Origin of the sequence: Candidatus Puniceispirillum marinum IMCC1322 (genome assembly GCF_000024465.1) — a bacterium.
Taxonomy (GTDB): Bacteria; Pseudomonadota; Alphaproteobacteria; order Puniceispirillales; family Puniceispirillaceae; genus Puniceispirillum; species Puniceispirillum marinum.
In genome coordinates, this window is the sequence record NC_014010.1 from 2,345,692 (window position 1) to 2,364,883 (window position 19,192).

A 19,192-nucleotide genomic window follows, 5' to 3' on the forward strand; every position below is an offset into this window, starting at 1 on the left:
ATTGATGAAAGATATTTTATGAGCTGAGGTCTGAACATAGCCAAGGCATATAATTTGAAATTTGATCCACGAAAAAAGCTAAGCTGTAATGCCTTCATCAGCACACGCGGATCATAAATGAAGGCAAAACTTGGGAGGATGAATATGTCCACTTTAAAAATGGTAAGAAATGGTATTGCTTCCGTAGGAATCGGTGCCGCTATTCTTCTTGCGCCTGTGGTTGCACAAGCAAAGGAAGTTAATATCCGTGTGCAGGCCGTTATCGGTATGCAGACTACTGAAGTTAAAATGCTGAAAGACTTTATGGCTGACGTTACCGCGCTTACTGGCGGTGAGGTTACTTTTGAAGTTCTGCCAGCTGGTGCAGTGGTTGGTGTTAAAGAAACACTTGACGCCGTTGACGCCGGTCTTGTTGATGGTGGTTTCGCTTGGACACATTACTGGTCAGGCAAGCATCCGGCAGCCATGCTGTTTGGTTCACCTGTTGCTGGTGCCGGTGTTGGTATCGACAACATTGCGTTTCTTTCATGGTTTCTGAATGCTGGCGGTAAAGAGCTTTATGAGCGCCTGTGGGACGAAATGGGCATGAATGTAAAAGGCTTTATGCTTCAGCCAGTTGGTCCAGAGGCACTTGGCTGGTTTAAAGAGCCAATCAACTCAATGGACGACTTCCGTAAGTATCGTTTCCGCACACCTCCAGGTCTGCCTGGCCAGTCATATAAAGACATCGGCGTAGCTTCTGTTGCTATGGGCGGTGGTGACATTCTGCCAGCGCTGGAAAAAGGTACAATTGATGCGGCTGAGTGGTGTTGTCCAAAGCCTGATATGGACTTCGGTTTCCATAAGGTGCTGAAGCACTATTATCTTCAGGGTCTGCACCAGGTTGTTGTGAATGCTGACATGTATCTGAATAAAGATGTTTACAACTCACTGACTGATCACCAGAAGAAGGCTTTTGAAGTTGCTGCTAACGCATCTTTGGTCAAAGGCATGTCTGCACGTATCTATGATAACGGTGTTGCCTTGCATGAGCTGACAACAAAGCATGGTGTTATTCTTCATGATACACCTGCTGACTATTTCCCTGCATATATGAATGCAGCGAAAGCGCTTCTGGAAAAGAACTCTGCTGAAAATGCGTTCTTTGCCGAAGTATGGCAGTCACAGAAGGATTTTGCTGAAATCGCAGTTCCTTTCTGGTCAGGTGCACAGACATCTAATGCCAAGCTAGGCATGGCGTATGCGAATACCCTGAAGTAACTTTCGGGAACTAAATATGGCGGGTTCCCAAATGTTTTGGGGACTCGCTCTCATTATTCATTTTGATATTTCAGTCAGCCGATGCGCTGGCGATTAGCTATTTATAAAATTGTCGACGTAAAGGGGAAAAATCATGGCGCAGAATGAAGAGGGTCAAGAGCTCGATATTTCTGACGAGTTGATTGCGGAACGGCGCGCTGGTGAACCTGGCGATACGCCTGAAAATATGCATCCTTGGATGCGTGTTATTGTTGGTAATATCGACGTGCTCAATAACTGGGTTGGCAAGATCACCTGCTTTATGCTGGTGCCGGTTATTTTTGCGATGATTTATGAAGTCGTCGCGCGCAAGGTGTTTGTGGCACCGACTAACTGGGCCTATGACACAAGCCGCATGTTCTGTGGCGCGATGTTTATGATGGGTGCTGGTTATGCGTTGATGCGCGGTGTGCATATCCGGGCTGATTTTCTGTTTCGTACATGGTCGCCGAAAACGCAGGCGATTGTCGATGCGTCGCTTTATTTGCTGTTTTATTTTCCAGCGTTGTTGTTCTTTTTCTGGGTGTCGATGGATTACACGGTCAAAGCATGGGTAACGTGGGAGCGGTCAATGGATACCGCGCTTATGGCGCCTTTGGCACCGGCACGTTCGGCGATGCCGATTGGCGCGTTTTTACTTTTGATACAGGGTATTGCTGAGTTATTACGCTGTTGTCACCAGATGGGGGGTGAGGCGCAACGTCGCTTATTACAATTCCTGCCTGTCTATATCATTGGTTTAGCATTGATTTTCGGCAATGTATTTTTCCCTGATGTGATTACCCTGGGCGGTATGTTTGACAGTGGCTTGAAAGGAGCTGGTGGCTTATCACAACCCATGATTGGCGTGATCATGATTGCGGTCATGTTGCTGGCCATTTTCATTGGTTTTCCAATTTCCTTTACCTTGATCTTCCTTGGCTTCGCCTTTGGTGCTTGGGGTTTTGGCGGCAAGATGGTGTTCTATCTGCAAACGTTACAGTTCAACAACGTGATGCTTGAACAGACACTCGCCGCGGTACCGCTATTCGTGTTCATGGGCATCATGATGGAACAGGCGGGACTGATGGAACGTCTGTTCACCTCGGTGCAACTGATGTTGTCACGAACCCGTGGCGCGCTCTATCTGGCAGTGCTTTTTGTATCGACCATCTTTGCCGCGGCTACGGGTATTGTGGGGGCGTCGGTGACCATTCTGGGTATCATGGCTGCCAAAACGATGAATCGATCTGGTTATGATGTTCGTCTAGCAGCAGGCACAATTACCGCTGGTGGTACGCTGGGTATTCTGATCCCGCCTTCGATCATGCTTGTTGTGATGGGGCCGGTATTACAGGTACCGGTTACTGATTTATTTGCGGCGGCGATTATTCCTGGCATTATGCTGGCATCGATGTATGCCGCCTATGCGTTGATTCGGTGCTGGCTCAATCCGTCACTTGGTCCGATTTTGCCACCTGAAGACCAGCCGACAACTTCATCTTTCTACTGGTTAGAGGCAACAATGGTGATTTCATCAATCATCATTCTGTTCACTTTAATTGTAAAAGCTTTATCTGGCAGCCTTCAGGGATTTTTCCCGTTTTCGTCAATCCTGATCCCGCTTGGCTGGATGGGCTTGATGTATTACGCCTCGGTCTGGGTTAAAAAGAACAAACCTGCTGGCTTTTTCTTCTCTGATCTCTGGTATGAATTCTTTTTGGGCTTGGTGCCACCATCGGCGCTGGTTGCGTTTGCTTTGGGATCAATTCTGTTTGGCTGGGCAACCCCTACCGAAGGTGCTGGCTGTGGTGCATTTGGTGCGCTGATCCTGACCATTGCCTATCGCAAGCTGACGTCAAAGATGTTCTATGAGGCATTACTGAAAACGCTTGAGATTTCGGTATTGATTCTTTTCCTTGTGGCGGCATCAAACTTCTTTGGTGCGGTATTCTCGCGGCTTGGTACACCAATGCTTCTTACTGAATTCCTGTTGGCATGGGATCTTTCAGCAACAATGGTGCTGGTTATCATCATGGCGCTGATTTTCTTGCTAGGATGGCCTTTGGAATGGGTGCCAATTGTGTTAATCATTGTGCCGATTTTGATCCCGGTTTTGGTCAAACTCGACATCAACCTGACATGGTTCGGCATTCTTGTAGCGGTTAATTTGCAAACAGCGTGGCTCAGTCCGCCTGTCGCGTTGTCGGCTTATTTCCTCAAGGGTGTGGTGCCGGAATGGGATCTGAAAGACATTTACTTTGGTATGATGCAATTCATGGTGATCCAGTTGATTGGACTTGCACTGATCTTCTCATTCCCAGAAATCGCATTGTGGTTACCTGAATATATTTACGGAAAATAGGATTTTAAGACATGACAATTACGTATCTGAAAAAAGCGTCGAAAACCCCGCAAACTGGCACGGACGAAACGCAAAAGATTGTTGCTGATATGCTGGCAACCATCGAGGCAGGTGGTGAAGAAGCGGCGCTTGAATATGGTCGCAAGCTTGATGGGTATAGCGGTAATGCGGTGGTGAGTGCTGAACAGATTGCTGCTGCTGCCGACGCTGTGTCACCGCAGCTTAAAGATGATATTCAGTTCTCGCTTGACCGTGTGCGCACCTTTGCCGAAGCCCAGCGTGACTCGATCAAGTCGTTTGAAACTGAATTATCACCAGGCTTGTGGGCAGGTCAGAAGCTGATCCCGATTGAAACAGCAGGTTGTTATGTGCCAGGTGGCCGTTATGCGCATGTGGCATCGGCGATTATGTCGATCGCAACGGCAAAGGTTGCTGGCGTAAAGCATATTGTTGCATGTTCAGCACCGAATGGAGAAGATGGTCCAAATCCGGCCATTCTCTATGCCATGAATTTATGTGGTGCTGATACGATTTTGTCATTAGGTGGTGTGCAGGGTATTGCGGCAATGGCCTATGGTTTGTTTACCAGCAAGCCAGCCCGTATTCTGGTTGGCCCTGGTAACCGTTTTGTCGCGGAAGCCAAGCGTAGCCTGTATGGCCGCGTGGGTATCGATATGTTTGCCGGACCAACAGAAATTGCGGTGATTGCTGATGAAAGCGCTGATCCTGCTGTTGTTGCTGAAGATTTGGTCAGTCAGGCTGAACATGGTCCGGACTCGCCAGCATGGCTATTCACCACATCCCAGAAGCTTGCCGATGATGTGATGGCTCAGATGCAGACACATATCGAAGCGTTGCCGGAAATTGCACGTAATGCGGCAACGGCGGCATGGCGCGATTATGGTGAAGTTATTCTGTGTGATACCGACGAAGAGGTTGCAGCCATTTCTGACGAATATGCGGCCGAGCATCTCGAAGTGCATACATCCAAAGATGACTGGTTTATGGATCGTTTGCAAAACTATGGATCACTTTTTGTTGGTGAAGAAACGACCGTGACCTATGGCGATAAATGTTCAGGCACTAATCACATTCTACCAACCAAGGGGGCGGCACATTATACAGGCGGCCTGTCAGTGCATAAATTCATGAAGGTTGTCACAACCCAGCGTATGACCCGCGAAGCCAATCGTGAAGTTGGCGCCGCTGCCGCACGCATTTCGCGGCTTGAGGGTATGGAAGGTCATGCACGTGCTGCCGATGTGCGGTTGCGTAAATACTTCCCGGGCGAGAATCTGGCCTAGGCATGAACACCAACGCCGATATCACTGTCTCGCTAGCAGGTAAAACCGCCCTTGTTACCGGCGCCAGCAGTGGTATTGGTGCCTTCATGGCGTCGGAGCTTGGCGAAGCTGGTGCGCGCTTGGTGCTTGTCGGGCGACGCAAAGACCGGCTTGATGACGTTCTTGATGGGCATGATGGCATATCGATCGCGCTTGACCTGACACAAGCTGATGCCATCACTGGCGTGAAAGCCGCTTGTCATGATGCCGGATTACATCCTGACATCATTGTCAATGCGGCGGGGGTTAATCACCGCAAATCGGCGGATGATATATCACCTGAATTATGGCAGGACACAATTCACCTGAACTTGTCGGTCCCGTTTTTGGTGGCACAGGCCTTTGTCTCACATATGAAAACGGCAGGCTGGGGTCGGATTATTAATATCGCGTCTTTGCAATCAACCCGCGCATTTGAGAATGGCATTGCCTATGGCGCGGCCAAGGGTGGCATTGTTCAGCTTACGCGCGCTATGGCCGAAGCATGGTCACAGCATGGCATTATGGCAAATGCAATCGCGCCGGGCTTTTTCCCAACCGAACTGACCGCACCTGTATTTGAAAATGCGGATCTTGCCAATCACCATGCGCGTAATACGGCCATGGGGCGTAATGGCAAGTTAAGCGATTTACGCGGGCCATTACTTTTCTTTGCATCGGATGCAAGCGGGTATGTGACTGGACAGACATTACCCGTTGATGGGGGTTATACGGCAAAATGAAGGCTCTTGTTTATACAGGCACCATGGAAAGTGAAATCCGCGATGTGCCAGAACCCGTCGCTGGTGCAGATGATTCCATCGTGGATCTGGCCTGCTGTGGTATTTGTGGCTCGGACATGCATGCGTGGCATGGTCACGATGCGCGCCGGGTGCCACCGCTTGTTCTGGGGCATGAAGCTGTTGGGCATGTCATTGCGGGCCCTGATAAAGGCAAGCGCGTTGCTATTAACCCATTGATGACCTGTGGCTCATGCCCTGCCTGTGTTGTGGGCGCTACGCATCTTTGCCCGTCGCGCGAATTGATAGGTATGCGGGTGCCTGGTGCTTTTGCCGAACAGGTGGCCATCAAGACCAGCAATCTGACAGTTTTGCCAGATCATCTTGGCTTTGCTCAGGCGGCACTTGCCGAACCGCTTGCCTGCGCGGTGCATACTGTCCGCCTTGCTATGAGGTCAGCTACAAAAGCGCCTGGCGAAAGCCGTCTTGTGGTTCTGGGTGGCGGGGCTATTGGGCTTCTATGTGCGCAAGTTGCCCGTCATTTTGGTTATGCGGATCTATGGATTGCCGAGATTAACCCACTGCGCCGCGACATGCTTGAAAAGGCAAGCGGCGCACGCGCCTATGATCCGCTAAGTGAGACACCAGACGATAAGCCTGTTGATATCATCATTGATGCGGTTGGTGCGGCGGTAACGCGTAAAACCGCTTCGGCACTGGTTACACCGGGTGGCGTCATCGTTCACATTGGCTTGCAAGATAATAATGATGGTCTGGATGCACGGCGCATCACACTCCAAGAAATCATTTTCCAGGGTAGCTATTGTTATAGTGAGCAGGACTTTGCCGACAGCCTGTCATTGCTGGCTGATGGCGTGGTGACTGGTGAGGGTTGGGTCGAAATGCGGCCCCTTGCCGAAGGTGCAAAATCATTTGTTGATATCCACGAAGCTGCCGCACCACCCAAAATCATTTTGGATACTGATCTATAAACAAGACTGGTTGCTGATTTATCGAATTAACAGGAGTGTCCCATGCCAAAGAAATTATCGCCTTTCTCATTCGTGAAACATCTACTGGTATCTTGCCTACTGCTTACAACAGCTGCCTTGGCAACATCGACAGCTACGCGAGCTGATTTCATCGATGGCAATGCGTTACAACTATATTGTACGTCACAGAACCCGACTGATGACGCGATTTGCATTGTCTATATAACGGGGGCTGTTGATGCCTTTACCACGGTTGATCTGTTTAGTGAAAAATCATCGGATAATAAGCGCGTCTTTTGTATGCCTGAGGGGATTCAGCCAGACGCGCTAAAGGCGACAACGATGACTTGGATGCAACGACCCGAGGCTAATCTTGATTTTGCGGCAACATTGCTGATCTGGGGTGCCATGAAAAATAGCTATGGCTGTCCCGAATAAACCGTGAAGTTTGGTGTCTAGAACGCGTCCTTGCGGCGGCGTATTTCAGCAAACACATCAGCATTACGGGCATCCTCCATCCCCAGATGCGCCCTTATTGACGCATCATCAGGGCGCAGAAATGGGTTAGTCGCTTTTTCAACCGACATTATGGTTGGCACCGTGGCGATATTGTTGGCGCGCTGTTTGATGATCTGCGCATGGCGCTTGTTCAGCGCGTCATTTTCCGGATCAATGGTCACGGCAAAATCGGCGTTTGCCTTGGTATATTCATGACTGCAATAGATGACAGTATCATCAGGCAAGGACAGCAATTTTTCTAGACTTTCCCACATCATATCAAAACTGCCTTCAAAGACCCGTCCGCACCCAAGGGCAAATAGCGTGTCACCGGTAAAGACAATCTTTTCTTCAGGCAGATAGAAGTTAATCATATCGGTGGTATGGCCGGGTGTGGCCATCACATGTACCTGTCTATTGGCAAAATCAAAGCTGTCGCCATCCCACAGTGCGCTATCGATGCCGGAAATGGCTGCCGAACGGGGCGGCGGTCCGATAACATGCGCGTTATGCGTCGCTTTTAATGCTGCTAAACCAGCCGTATGGTCGGCATGGTGATGCGTAATGAAAATATGGGTCAATGACCAGCCGGTTTGCGCCAACGCCGCTTCGGTTGCGGCGGCATCACCTGCATCGATACAGGCGGTTGCACCACTGTCATTACAATGTATCAGAACGCCATAATTATCGGCATTATAGGGAAACTGGAAAATTTCTAATCTGGCCATCGGATCGCCCGTTACCATGTGCCTATGTTTTCCATCGACGTCCACGGTTCGCATAGCGGTAAAGCATCCCCTTCTTGAATCAGTTCGATGGAAATATTGTCAGGTGATTTGATAAAAGCCATGCGGCCATCACGCGGGGGGCGGTTAATGGTTACACCATTATCAATCAATGCCTGGCAACTGGCATAGATATCATCAACTTTATAGGCAAGATGGCCAAAATTACGGCCAAAATCATAATCTTCAGGATCCCAGTTATAGGTCAGTTCAAGTTCGGGTGCGGCTTCGGCGTGGCTACGATCCTGATCTTTGGGCGCGGCCAGAAACACCAGCGTAAAGCGGCCAGCCTCAAAGTCTTTGCGGCGCATCTCGACAAGGCCAAATTTGTTGCAATAGAAATCTAGAGAAGCGTCCAGATCTTTAACCCGAACCATTGTGTGAACAAAGCGCATAGCATTATCTCCCGCAGCATATGATGGATTAATCATAGGCGGTGCGCCTTGCCGCTGTCCATGCTTGCCACGCGCCCGCGCAGTATTTTATCCGAATTTTATCCCGATCATGGCGGCACCTGCCAGAAGATTGGGCACAATCAGATGATGTGGCGGGTTGGCTGGCCGCATTGCGGGCGCCAGATCAGGTACCTGTATAACGCGAATGCCTGCGGCAATGGCGGCATTTGCACCATTTTCTGAATCCTCAAACGCCACACAGTCTTGCGGGTCTATTCCCAGTTTGGCGGCCGCATCAAGATATACATCCGGTGCTGGCTTGCCATTGGCAACTTCGTCACCGCCAGTCAGATGCTGAATGAACTCCCAAAGACCAGCCTTTTTCAGTGTTCCCCGCGCCCGCGCACCTGATGACGATGTGGCGACCGCCACGGGCATACCAATCATATGTAGATGTGCCAATAATTGATGCGCACCATCCTTGACTGGCACACCATCATCAACCAGTGCCCGATAGGCAAGCAACCAGTCATTTTTGAAGATTGCCGGATCAAGTGATGACGGCAGAATATCACCCAGAATGCCAAGTCCGGTGACATGGTTCAAACCGATCATCTGCCGGTAATCTGCCATTGTCACGCTGATATCATATGCAGATGCGGTCGTACAGAAACTCTCATAAGACAGGCGCTCGGAATCAAGCAAAAGCCCGTCCATATCAAACAGAATGCCGCGAAAAGATAATTCGGAAGTGGACATGAAAGCCTCATAAAGAAATGAACAACATTCTGCCTTGCCACGGGAAGTGAAGAAAGCAAAATCTTTGCTATTGGCACCTAACGCTTTATGGCATGCTCTATCACGATCAGATAAAGATATGGCATGACGTTTGTGCCACGCCAGATTTATGGAGATACGGCCATGCCGACAGCCTTGATAGCTGAAAATATTCGCCACCTAGTGGTGCATTGTGCTGATACGCCTGATGAAGAGGCGCTGGATGCGCGTGCGATTCATGACATGCATCTTGGGTTTGGCTGGCATGGCATTGGGTATCATTGGGTGATCTGCCGCGATGGCACATTACAAAGCGGGCGCCCTGAATATTGGGTCGGGGCGCATGTCAAAGGCCATAACGAAATCAGCCTTGGCGTATGTCTGATTGGCCGCCAGAATTTCACCGATGCACAAATGCAGACTCTCAAATCTTTGTTAACGCGCTGGCGCAAGGACTATCCGCAAGCTGAAATTTGTGGTCATTGCGATTTTGACTATACTGACAAAACCTGTCCCAATTTTGATGTTGCTAACTGGTGCGTACAACATAATATCTCGGCAAAAGCGGAATGGATATGACCGCCAGCGACACATCAGACATCCTTCCTACCGAAATGCAGGTCAGTTTGTCCTATGTTGGTTTATATGATGCGCCGCGCGATGATGCGGGATTGGATACGCAATGTCTGTTTGGCGAAGGCTTTATCGTAACGGGTGAAGATGGTGATTTTTATCATGGCACCCTATCGACTGATGGTTATCAGGGCTATGTGCCAAAGTCGGGTCTGATGCCATTCATGGCAGTGCCAACACATCGGGTGATTGTGCCGCGGTCGCTTGTGACCCGAACTGCCGATATCAAAAGCGGCACGCAGTTTGGCCTATCACTTGGAGCACAGGTGACGGTGCCTGATAGCGATAAGTCATCAGATGTTCACAATGTGCAAATTCAGACGCCGTATGGCGTTGGCTATTTGCCCTGGCGGCATCTGGTGCCATGCGATCATGTGGCACCTGACTGGGTGGCTATAGCCGAATCATTGACAGGGGCGCCCTATGGCTGGGGTGGCCGTGATAGTGGCGGGTTGGATTGCTCGGCACTGGTACAGCTAGCTTTGCAGGCAGGCGGTGTTTCAGCCCCCCGTGATAGTGGCCCGCAGGCCGCCGCGCTGGGTGATTTGCTGGCTGATGACGCCCCGCTTATGCGGGGTGATCTGATATTCTGGAAAGGCCATGTCGGTATCATGCTAGACGCGAACATCCTGCTTCACGCCAATGCGTATCATATGCAGGTGGCCTCGGAAAATCTATATGATGCCCTGCCGCGTATCACGCGTGAAGCTGGCGATATAACAGCCCGCCGTCGCATGCGCTAAACTCTATGCCACTTTAATAATGAAAAGTGATGTGTATCATCACTAAAATTCATTAGCTACATCCCGTCTGGTTAATGATTTGTTTACCAAACTCCTCGTAAATTCATATGTCTGTCTGTCCAATCGGCAAATCAGGCATAGTGCGTGGAGGGGGTATATAGCGCAGATGGCACAATCATCTTTAAGAAAACATAATAATTGGCGCATATATTTGCCTGATTTTCCACTTGTGATTTGGATGCTGTTTATCACCATTCTGATTGGTATTCTTTTAGGGCTGTCATCACCCGAGATTATCAGAAAATTTAATCAGGGCTGGGGTAGTGCTGTAGGTGAATTTGCGCTCATCCTAATGCCATCATTCACCTTGGCGGCGGTTATTGAAAAACTCCATATTAAGGGATCAAAACCCATTACAGTGAGTCTATCGCCAGTTCTTGGTGCCGCAATGGTTTGCCCTGACACAGCCTATGCCTCGCTGGCACCGATTGTGAAGCAAGCGCGTTTATCCATCGCTTTTGGTGCGTATTCTGGGTTTAAGCTGTTATTCCCTGCTGGCCCTTTGATTGTTGCCACCAGCCTTGGGGTTCAGAGCAATCAGATACTATTTTATTGTGCCGTGATCTTTTTGCCTGTTTGGGTGACAGGCTTGTTGTGGGCGCGGATTTTTGAACAAAGAATGGATGTGACCACGCCTATATCTGAAAAAGCCATAACCGATCATCTGTTCGTTAAATTGGCTCCCTTTATATGTCTTATTACGCTAATTGCATTGGGTATATTAATAGATTTCAGCTTCAATATTTGGCTGGCATTGGCAACAAATCCTAAAGGTGCACTTTTTATATCTGCGGCGTTGGGGTTGGCTATGGTTAACCGGACAGATCGCCGTGCTTGTATCGAAACAGGCATCCGCCGTACTGGCTATCTACTTGTTGTTATCGGTATGGCAAGTGCGTTCAGTCTGTTTTTGACTGAAGCCGTGCCAATACAACAGCTTTTTGTATCAGCCAATGGGATGCTTGCCCTGTTAGGCTTGTTTATGATTTCGGCATTTGTAAAACTGTTGCAGGGGTCTAGCATGGCCACCTTTGCAACAGTCGGCCCAATCGCCGCGCCAATTGTTGTGGCTTCAGGAATAGCACCTGAACTTGCCGTTATTGCGATTTGCCTTGGCTCATTCATTGCCATATTGCCGAATGACAGTTTCTATTGGCTTATTCGCGATAATAAACAGCTAACCCAACGCTATAGCGATCTTAATATCATGGCGATCCTTGGGGGTGGCGCTACTATGCAGGCGGTTGCTGGGTTTCTAGTTTTATGGGGACTATACCTTGTAGGTGCATAGTGCATTCAGCATTTTCCATCCATCCCCGTCCAACAGAAACCTACCCCTTGCCAAGCGATATGCGGTTGCGCAGATACCACAGCAACAGCAATGACGGAATGACCATCAACGCCGTAATCACAAAGAACGTGCCCCAATCTCCATTCAGCCAATCAACCATTGCCCCTGACGATGACGCCAATGTTGTCCGTCCCATTGTGCCGATCGAGGCCAGCAAGGCATATTGCGTAGCTGTGTAGGTGCGATCAACCAGCAGCGAAATAAAGGCGACAAAGGCAACCGTCGCAAAGGCAGCGGCGATATCATCAAGCAGAACGGCAACGGCGAATAACAGCTCGGATTTACCACTCCATGCCAGAATTGAAAACATGACATTTGTTGCGGCCATGGCGATACCGGCGATGAATAAAGCGCGGATCGAACCTGACCGGATCGCAAAATAGCCGCCCAGTAAGGTAAAGCTGATCGTGGTTATCCAGCCAAGCCCTTTTGAATAGATGGCGATCTGGGATTTTGAAAAGCCCATTTCTTTATAGAAAACCAGTGACATTTTGCCCATGAAGGCTTCACCGATTTTGAACAGGAAGATAAAGCTCAGAATACCAATGCCGATTGCTAGGCCATTCTTTTTGAAAAAGCTGGTCAGTGGCCCCAGAATGGCACTTGAGAAAAAGGCAATAATTTGCGAAACCGGATTATTGCCACCAACATGGCTGGCGATAGCGGCTTGGGCTTCGGCCTGGGCTTTGATCCGTTCGTCGGAACTGGCTTCGGGAATAAACAGCAATGCGATATTGGCAAGCAGGATGATGGCCAGAAGCACAAGGAACGTTAGCTGCCAGTAATTGACATGCCCCAGCGCCTCAAAATAATCCGCTGTGAACAGCGTAATCATACCGCCTATTTTATAGCCTGACCACCAGCCAGCCACCGCCACCGCCGCGCCCGCCGCCATGGCACCACGTTCATCATGGCCGATCTGCTCGATCCGCAAGGCGTCGATGGTGATATCTTGCGATGCTGACGAAATCGCAATCAGCAAGCCAAAGGCCATAACCCACCATATATCGGCCGCCGGACTCAGATTGCTCCATGCCAGCACCGAAACAAAAATCACCGCTTGTAGCGAAATGATCCAGGCTTTGCGATGACCAATGCGTTCCGTCAGAACGGGGATACGAATGCGGTCAATCAATGGCGCCCACAGAAAGTTAATCGCATAGACGCTGAAAATCAGACCTGCCCAGCCGATTGCCGAGCGGCTCAACCCATCTTCCTTCAGCCAAAGTGATAGCGATGATCCGATCAGAACCCAGGGAAAGCCGCTTATCGCGCCAAGCAGAAGAATGCGAAGCATTCGCTTATCAAAATATATGCTCAAGGTTGCCTTTTCCGGACTACTCATAATAACTTCCCCCATTTTGGCATTATTCAGGCTCCGAATGCCACTTCATTCATTTTTTCTAAAATAACCCTACAACCAAAAACGGCATCGCAAAAGGTTTATTCAAATTGCTGTTTCTGGGGTAATTTGACAGCTACTGTCAAATATCTATCGGGTAGTGGCATAGGAGACAAACGTCATGCGTAGCTGGTGCGTAAAACAAGTCAAAACAGACACCTATCAACTTGATGCAGGGGCATTGCAGTTTGATTGTATCATTGGCAAGGCTGGCGTTATTGATGCGTCGGCCAAGCGCGAAGGCGATATGGCAACACCGCGATGTGAAATGCCTATCCGTGCGGTTTATTATCGCGCTGATCGGGTGCAAATACCGGCTTTGCCGTTTCCGACATTTCCGATCACCGCGTCATGTGGCTGGTGCGATGCGCCTGAACATCCTGCATATAACCGGCATGTGGATTTGGCTCTGCATGCGCCTTTCGACGCCAGCCATGAGGTGATGTGGCGCGATGATACGGCCTATGACATTGTTGTCGAACTTGGCTTTAACGATGCGCCGGTGATAGCTGGACGTGGCAGTGCTATTTTCATCCATTGTATCGCGCCCGGCAAAACCCATACGGCGGGCTGTGTGGCACTGGTGCATGATGATCTGCTGGCCTTGCTGGCGCTGGCATCGCCGGATCAGCATGTAATTGTTACGTGAGTTTTGATACCTAGCTTTTTGACGCCCTCCCAAGTGCCGCATCAATCAGTTTTTTACGCGCCCGTAATTTGGCGTTGGTCGGCACCATTTTTACCATCAGGCCATCTTTGACAAATCCCATCTGCACCATAATCAGATTAGAGATCATATTGAGACAGATTTTCTGGGCAGTGCCTGCTTTCAACCTTGTCGATCCGGCAATCGCTTCGCCACCAGTTGCCAGCAAAATGGCATATTCGGCCTCATCCAATAGTGGCGTATTCGCATTATTGGCGATCCCGATGGTTAGCGCACCGGCCTTGCGCGCCTGTTGCAGAACATGGCAGGTAAAGGGCGTGATCCCGCTGGCGGCCAGGCCGATCACAACATCATCCCTGCCGATGGCGGATTTTTCCACCTCCTTGGTGGCGGCTATGCTGTCATCTTCGGCATTCTCGACAGCGCGTAACAGCGCGTTATGGCCGCCCGCAATCACAAAGCCAACACGTTCACGCGGCCAGTTAAAGGTTGGAAATAATTCGGCACCATCCTGAACGCCAATGCGGGCGGATGTGCCAGCCCCCGTATAAATCAAACGCCCCATGTCACTGCCCGAAAGCCGTTTATAGGCGGCCATGCCTGCCGTCTCGATCTGATCGAGCGCGCTGGTCAGGGCGGTTATCGCGCCTGCCTGATTATCCAGCATCATTGCCAATGCCGCATGTGGGCTCAACTTGTCGATTGGAACCGGACTTGCGGCCATAATTTCGGTTGCCAGCGTCTTTGACGACGCATCCGTGACGGTTTTATCAGCATCGTCTTTTTGGGCATCGTCTTTTTGGGGTGTATTTGTTTTCTTCATACTGCGATCATAGGCAGGATAAAGGCGCCTGAGAAGAGATAAGATAATCAGAAGAGATAAGATAATCAGAAGAGATAAGATAATCAGAAGAGATAAGATAACGAAACAAAAGCTGAGCAAGCATGCCGACACCATGGATCAAGATAGAAACACCATACATCCTGTTATAGGTTTGATGTCGGGTACCAGTGCCGACGGGATAGACGCGGCCATTCTGCATACTGATGGCAGCCGGTTTCACCGTACCGATTTTGCCGACAGCTTTGCCTATGATCCGGCCTTGCGCACGCGTATTTTTGACGCGGTGCATGATCCTGTGGCTTTTATGGCGGATGCCGCGGCATATACGGCGTTATCACATGCAATAACCGATGCGCATAGTGCGGCGGTCATGGCGCTCGTAGAACAGCTACCAGATGATGCTGATATGCCGCGTTTGATCGGGTTTCATGGCCAGACAATTTTTCACGAACCCGATGCCAACACGTCCTCACCGCTTGGGCGATGCACGATCCAGCTTGGGTCTGGCCAACAGCTTGCAGATGCCACAGGTATGAATGTTGTTTATGACGTTCGGCAGGCCGATATGGCGGCAGGCGGACAAGGCGCACCGCTAGCCCCGGTTTTTCATAGCGCGCTTATCGCCGCGATCGATGCCCCCTGTCCGGCAGTTATCATCAATATCGGTGGTGTGGCCAATCTAACCTATGTTGGCAACGCAAAACAGCCTGATATCATTGGTTTTGATACGGGGCCAGGCAACGGGTTGATGGATGATTATATGCAGGCCCATTTCAACCGGCCTTTTGACGATGGTGGTATGGTTGCGGCACAAGGGCATAGTGACAAAGGTTTTGTCGCACGGGTGATGCAACATGACTTTTTTGCCAGAAGCTGGCCAAAATCACTCGATCGACAGGCATTTGTCCATATTGTGGGTGATGCAGGTTTGCATGATCTGTCCCCGCATGACGCGATGGCCAGCCTTGCCGCGCTGACGGTGGCGGGCATCACCCATGCGGTCACTTCACTGCCCGAAGATGTGCGGCAGATATATATCGCAGGTGGCGGACGGCGTAACCAGACACTCATGCAACAGCTTCGCGCAGTCTTTGGCGATCGTCTGGCTATTGATGATCGCGCGCCATTTGACGCCGATATGCTAGAGGCCGAATTGATGGCCTATCTGGCCGCGCGGCATCGTGCTGGCTTGCCCACATCCTTTCCGGCTACCACCGGATGCGCCATGCCTGTCTGTGGTGGCCGCCTTGCCCAGCCTTCAGATCAGCCGTTAAATAAGCGCGTCTGATCCGGTCACATAGAAAGGCCGATAGGCCGGCGGTGCAGGCACCATCTCGCGGATATCGGTAAAGGGAAAGCGCGCTGCCATCCGATAGGCCTCGGCATAATGGCCATCAGGAGCGTTACATTGTGCGGCACGATATCGGTTCATCAGGGCGCTGGCCGCGGCGAATCTTTCGGGTTCCTGACTGTCATGTGCCATGATGGCGGCTTGTTTGGCGGCAAAAAACGGTGTGATATCGACATAAAAATCGGGTGTAAAGCCTATCCCCATTAATGTTTCGGCAAACAGGATCGGACAGGTAAAACCAACCACATCGGTAACAAAGCGCGATAAAGCCCGATGATCGGGATGATAATCATCTGGCGCATGGGTGACAACAAGATCGGGCTTGCAGTCCGATATGAACCGGGCAATCACCTGCCGCGCATCAGCCGCTTCGGCAAGGCCGCCATCGGGCAGGCCAAGCAAGCTTGGCGTGGCAAGCGCGGTCAGGCCATTAACGGTTTCTTTTGCCCGTGTTGCGGCCAGTTCGGCACCCGGATTATCGCCACCCGCCGCCCCATCGGTGGCAACGCCGATGCTGATATCATCGCCGCGTGCCTTACAGGCGGCCAGAAATCCATAGAAGAAAATTTCCACATCATCGGGATGTGCCCCTATGCCAACAATTTTCATCCTATTGACTCCTTAGATGTTTCCATGACTAGCCTTTTGCCCCAAAGATCGGCTTTAATGGCATATCATAACAATGCGACAGTATGCGTCAATTCATGCAGAGTGCTAGCAAAATGCAAAATAACCGGTTGAAACCTGCAGATCACCTACCATCAGCGCTGACAGGCTATATTGAGGGGTTTTATGGGCATCTGCTGAATTGGGATGATCGCTTGCGGCTTCTGGATAGGCTGGCATCATTGTCGATGAATGCCTATCTCTATGCGCCAAAGGATGATCCCTGCCATCGTTTCCACTGGCGGGTCGAATATGATTCTGACTGGCGCGCTGGCTTTGCGCATTTCTGTGATGCTGCCAGCATGCGCAATATTTCCGTTATTGCCGGTATTGCGCCGGGTCTTGATTTTAACTTTGCCGATCTGGGTAACGCTGATGATTCTCAGAATAATGATTTCATGATTTTATGTGCCAAGGCCGCCCAGCTTCGCGCTGATGGCGCTAATCATATCGCCTTATTGATGGATGACATTGCCGCTGATTTTGCCCAGCGTGCTGGTGACTATGAAAGCGAAGGTACGGCGCATGCCGCGCTTGCCAATCGTCTGGCCGCTTATCTTGATTGTCCAGTTATTCTGGTGCCGCGCATTTATGCAGATGAACTGGTTACCGATGCCGATGCGCAATCTGCAACCTATCTTGATGATCTGGCATCCAGCCTCGATCCGGCATCTGCCATCATGCATTGTGGCAGTCATATTGTTGCGCCTGTCATCGGCAGGGATGATATTTTGGCGCTTTCGCATGCGCTCAGCCACCGTGTTATTATTTGGGACAATATCTATGCACAGGATTATTGTCCGCGCCGCCTATTTACAGGCCCCTATCGCGGGCGTGACGGCGATGGTGATATAATGCTCAACCCAACCGGCATGATCGAAACGGATCTTCTTCTGCTGGATATTATGGCACGTAAACAGAGCTGGCCAGATATCATTAAGGCGGCCAGCATACCCGATGAATTTGTAACATTAGCGGCTTATTTTGACGCCCCATACGGATTTGACCCCGTTTTTGATATGCCCAAAGACGCCGATGCGCTGGCGGCGCTGGAATTGCTGTTATGGTCATGGAAGTCACCCTTACAGCGTGAATGGTATCCATTTTTGATGGGGTTGAAGCATGATATTCTGATGCAGAATGGGGCATTGCCGGCATTGCGCATTACCAAGACCCAGACACCAGCCCTAGCATCGCATATACTATCCTCGCATAATCTGGCATCGCAGAATGGCGCCGACGCAGATAATGAAAGCTAGGCTAAAACCGAATATAGCATCCGTGCCGCGCTGATAATCAGAAACAGTGCAAAGGCGCGTTTCAGCCGCACGGGATCAAGCGCATGCGCAAGGCGGCTTCCCATTGGTGCGGTAAAAATACTGACACTGAACAGCAATATGGCAATCGGCAAATTAATGAAACCAAACGAATAGGGCAGGCGCATAGCCACATCCCAGCCTGACCATATAAACCCTAATGCCCCCGGTAGCGCAATCATGAAGCCAAAAGCTGCCGATGTCCCGATGGCGCGATGCACCGGCACACCAAGCGCGGTCATCACCGGAATCGACATGGTGCCTCCACCTATCCCCATCAAGGCTGAAAAGAAACCGATAAAGCTGGATATCAATTTTTCAAGCGGGCGCGCCTTTGGCAAGATTGTGCCCATTTTGGGTGTGTGCGGCATCATCATATTCATCGCCACAAGAATTGCCAGACAGCCAAAAATCAGCGTTAATGTCGCGCTTTCGATATACTGCGATAGAAACCCGCCGCTACCGGCACCCAGAACAATAAAAGGTGACCAGCGCCGCAAAATACCCAGATCGATACTATCACGTCGATGATGCGCCAATGCTGATGAAATCGAAGTGGGAATGATCGTGGCAAGCGAGGTGCCAACCGCCGCATGCATGATGATATCCGCTGGCACATTCATGACATCGTAAATCAGAAACAGAACCGGTACCAATATGATGCCGCCGCCAATACCAAGCATTCCTGCCAGAATCCCCGCAATCGCCCCCGTAGCCATAAGCCCAAGCACCATCATCAATAGCATTTCAGGTGAATAGGACACAGGTCTGGCTTCTCGTATTGATACGTTGGTGCTGGTTACTTAGGTGCGCGTTGATTATCAGATGCGTTGGAAGAATGCATCCTTTTAGCAGATACAGTGCCTATGCCAACTATTCTTTAACAACTCACGCATTTCACGGTTGGTTCACAGAAATGTGATTGGTATGAGTGCCTTACCATCAATATATTCATTGAGAGTATAAAAAATAAACTGACATGGATAAAGGGCTTATGTCTTCTTGAA

19 protein-coding genes and 1 pseudogene are annotated in these 19,192 nt (G+C 50.2%); 13 read left to right on the forward strand and 7 right to left on the reverse strand.

What is annotated here, in order from left to right; all coding sequences use genetic code 11:
* Nucleotides 1–144: 144 nt before the first annotated feature.
* The 7 genes and pseudogenes from SAR116_RS10950 (at nt 145) to SAR116_RS10975 (ending at nt 7,135) form a co-directional block, all read left to right on the forward strand.
* Entirely contained in the window at nt 145–1,260 is a 1,116-nt protein-coding gene (locus tag SAR116_RS10950) for a TRAP transporter substrate-binding protein (protein WP_013047006.1), read from the forward strand.
* A 325-nt stretch (nt 1,261–1,585) separates the two neighbouring features.
* A pseudogene (locus tag SAR116_RS13830) lies at nt 1,586–1,960 on the forward strand (TRAP transporter small permease subunit); the annotation flags it as partial.
* A 177-nt stretch (nt 1,961–2,137) separates the two neighbouring features.
* Nucleotides 2,138–3,643, forward strand: coding sequence for a TRAP transporter large permease (locus SAR116_RS10955; RefSeq protein WP_407921265.1), 1,506 nt, complete (start codon nt 2,138–2,140; stop codon nt 3,641–3,643).
* Nucleotides 3,644–3,654: 11 nt separating this feature from the next.
* On the forward strand, nt 3,655–4,947 hold the full coding sequence (hisD, locus tag SAR116_RS10960) for a histidinol dehydrogenase (protein ID WP_013047008.1): 1,293 nt from the start codon (nt 3,655–3,657) through the stop codon (nt 4,945–4,947).
* A 2-nt stretch (nt 4,948–4,949) separates the two neighbouring features.
* The gene (locus SAR116_RS10965) at nt 4,950–5,708 is read left to right on the forward strand and encodes an SDR family NAD(P)-dependent oxidoreductase (protein WP_013047009.1); all 759 of its coding nucleotides are present in this window, start codon (nt 4,950–4,952) and stop codon (nt 5,706–5,708) included.
* Nucleotides 5,705–6,697: an alcohol dehydrogenase catalytic domain-containing protein gene (locus SAR116_RS10970; protein ID WP_013047010.1), complete on the forward strand. Its 993-nt coding sequence runs from the start codon at nt 5,705–5,707 to the stop codon at nt 6,695–6,697. Before SAR116_RS10965 ends, SAR116_RS10970 begins: the two co-directional genes overlap by 4 nt.
* A 42-nt stretch (nt 6,698–6,739) precedes the next feature.
* Nucleotides 6,740–7,135: a Rap1a/Tai family immunity protein gene (locus SAR116_RS10975; RefSeq protein ID WP_013047011.1), complete on the forward strand. Its 396-nt coding sequence runs from the start codon at nt 6,740–6,742 to the stop codon at nt 7,133–7,135.
* Nucleotides 7,136–7,152: 17 nt separating this feature from the next.
* Here the strand turns inward: SAR116_RS10975 and gloB are convergent, their stop codons facing one another.
* From gloB to SAR116_RS10990, 3 genes are all read right to left on the reverse strand, one after another.
* The gene (gene gloB, locus SAR116_RS10980) at nt 7,153–7,923 is read right to left on the reverse strand and encodes a hydroxyacylglutathione hydrolase (protein WP_041861447.1); all 771 of its coding nucleotides are present in this window, start codon (nt 7,921–7,923) and stop codon (nt 7,153–7,155) included.
* 11 nt (nt 7,924–7,934) lie between these two features.
* Nucleotides 7,935–8,375, reverse strand: a complete 441-nt coding sequence (gene gloA, locus SAR116_RS10985) for a lactoylglutathione lyase (RefSeq protein ID WP_013047013.1) — start codon at nt 8,373–8,375, stop codon at nt 7,935–7,937.
* An 87-nt stretch (nt 8,376–8,462) separates the two neighbouring features.
* Nucleotides 8,463–9,134: an HAD family hydrolase gene (locus SAR116_RS10990; protein ID WP_013047014.1), complete on the reverse strand. Its 672-nt coding sequence runs from the start codon at nt 9,132–9,134 to the stop codon at nt 8,463–8,465.
* 123 nt (nt 9,135–9,257) lie between these two features.
* Between SAR116_RS10990 and SAR116_RS10995 the strand changes: the two genes are divergently transcribed.
* The 3 genes from SAR116_RS10995 to SAR116_RS11005 all read left to right on the forward strand — a co-directional run bounded on the left by SAR116_RS10995 (nt 9,258) and on the right by SAR116_RS11005 (nt 11,879).
* Nucleotides 9,258–9,731, forward strand: coding sequence for an N-acetylmuramoyl-L-alanine amidase (locus SAR116_RS10995; RefSeq protein ID WP_238531152.1), 474 nt, complete (start codon nt 9,258–9,260; stop codon nt 9,729–9,731).
* The gene (locus SAR116_RS11000) at nt 9,728–10,528 is read left to right on the forward strand and encodes a C40 family peptidase (protein ID WP_041860922.1); all 801 of its coding nucleotides are present in this window, start codon (nt 9,728–9,730) and stop codon (nt 10,526–10,528) included. The genes SAR116_RS10995 and SAR116_RS11000 overlap by 4 nt, the downstream gene beginning before the upstream one ends.
* A gap of 166 nt (nt 10,529–10,694) precedes the next feature.
* A complete protein-coding gene (locus tag SAR116_RS11005) occupies nt 10,695–11,879 on the forward strand; it encodes a GntT/GntP/DsdX family permease (protein WP_013047017.1) in 1,185 nt (394 codons plus the stop codon).
* 40 nt (nt 11,880–11,919) lie between these two features.
* Here the strand turns inward: SAR116_RS11005 and SAR116_RS11010 are convergent, their stop codons facing one another.
* Entirely contained in the window at nt 11,920–13,284 is a 1,365-nt protein-coding gene (locus SAR116_RS11010; protein WP_013047018.1) for an AmpG family muropeptide MFS transporter, read from the reverse strand.
* Nucleotides 13,285–13,462: 178 nt separating this feature from the next.
* On the opposite strand from SAR116_RS11010, the gene SAR116_RS11015 reads away from it, so the two are divergent.
* A complete protein-coding gene (locus SAR116_RS11015) occupies nt 13,463–13,990 on the forward strand; it encodes a L,D-transpeptidase family protein (protein ID WP_013047019.1) in 528 nt (175 codons plus the stop codon).
* Nucleotides 13,991–14,000: 10 nt separating this feature from the next.
* Here the strand turns inward: SAR116_RS11015 and SAR116_RS11020 are convergent, their stop codons facing one another.
* Nucleotides 14,001–14,831: an N-acetylmuramic acid 6-phosphate etherase gene (locus SAR116_RS11020; RefSeq protein ID WP_148212297.1), complete on the reverse strand. Its 831-nt coding sequence runs from the start codon at nt 14,829–14,831 to the stop codon at nt 14,001–14,003.
* A gap of 133 nt (nt 14,832–14,964) precedes the next feature.
* Here SAR116_RS11020 and SAR116_RS11025 point away from each other — a divergent pair, with 133 nt between their 5' ends.
* Complete coding sequence (locus SAR116_RS11025; protein WP_013047021.1) at nt 14,965–16,140, forward strand: anhydro-N-acetylmuramic acid kinase; 1,176 nt, start codon at nt 14,965–14,967, stop codon at nt 16,138–16,140.
* On the opposite strand, the gene SAR116_RS11030 is transcribed toward SAR116_RS11025, so the two are convergent.
* Nucleotides 16,123–16,812, reverse strand: coding sequence for a PIG-L deacetylase family protein (locus SAR116_RS11030; RefSeq protein WP_013047022.1), 690 nt, complete (start codon nt 16,810–16,812; stop codon nt 16,123–16,125). The two genes, SAR116_RS11025 and SAR116_RS11030, sit on opposite strands and share 18 nt — an antisense overlap.
* 95 nt (nt 16,813–16,907) lie before the next feature.
* Between SAR116_RS11030 and SAR116_RS11035 the strand changes: the two genes are divergently transcribed.
* Nucleotides 16,908–18,128: a beta-N-acetylglucosaminidase domain-containing protein gene (locus SAR116_RS11035; protein WP_190275445.1), complete on the forward strand. Its 1,221-nt coding sequence runs from the start codon at nt 16,908–16,910 to the stop codon at nt 18,126–18,128.
* Here SAR116_RS11035 and SAR116_RS11040 read toward each other — a convergent pair.
* Nucleotides 18,125–18,949, reverse strand: coding sequence for a sulfite exporter TauE/SafE family protein (locus SAR116_RS11040; RefSeq protein ID WP_238531153.1), 825 nt, complete (start codon nt 18,947–18,949; stop codon nt 18,125–18,127). The genes SAR116_RS11035 and SAR116_RS11040 overlap by 4 nt on opposite strands.
* Nucleotides 18,950–19,192 lie beyond the last annotated feature (243 nt).